The 573-nt window shown below is 65.6% G+C and carries 1 protein-coding gene; it reads left to right on the top strand.

The window, feature by feature from the left end; genetic code table 11:
- Positions 1-573 (top strand): ectoine/hydroxyectoine ABC transporter substrate-binding protein EhuB (gene ehuB / locus EOA86_RS37615; protein ID WP_128345889.1); only part of this gene is annotated, 573 nt, incomplete at both ends.

Below are 573 nucleotides of genomic sequence, written 5' to 3'. Positions count from 1 at the left end.
AGCTCGAAGAGCTCAAGGCACAGGGCTTCGCCCGCGTCGCCATTGCCAATGAGCCGCCCTACACGGCGGTTGCGGCCGACGGCAAGGTTTCGGGCGCGGCGCCCGATGTGGCGCGTGAAATCTTCAAGCGCCTCGGCGTCAACGACATCGTCGCCTCGATCTCGGAATATGGCGCCATGATTCCCGGCCTGCAGGCCGGCCGTTTCGACGTCGTCACCGCCGGCCTGTTTATGAAGCCGGAGCGTTGCGCGGCCGTTGTCTATTCGGAGCCGGTGCTGTGCGACGCCGAGGCGATGCTGGTGAAGAAGGGCAACCCCAAGGGCTTCAAGAGCTACGAGGATGTCGCCAAGGATGCCACCGCGACGATCGGGGCGCCGGGCGGCGGCACCGAGGAGAAGCTGGCGCTCACCGCTGGTGTGCCACGTGACCGCGTCATCGTCGTGCCGGACGGCCAGAGCGGCCTGAAGATGCTGCAGGACGGCCGCATCGACGCCTATTCGCTGCCAGTGCTGTCGATCAATGATCTGGTCAAGAAGGCCAACGACCCGAACCTCGAAGTTGTCGCTCCGGTGG

Origin of the sequence: Mesorhizobium sp. M5C.F.Ca.IN.020.32.2.1, assembly GCF_004023105.1 — a bacterium.
GTDB classification, from domain to species: Bacteria; Pseudomonadota; Alphaproteobacteria; order Rhizobiales; family Rhizobiaceae; genus Mesorhizobium; species Mesorhizobium wenxiniae.
This window is presented reverse-complemented; position numbering and strand designations above follow the sequence as displayed.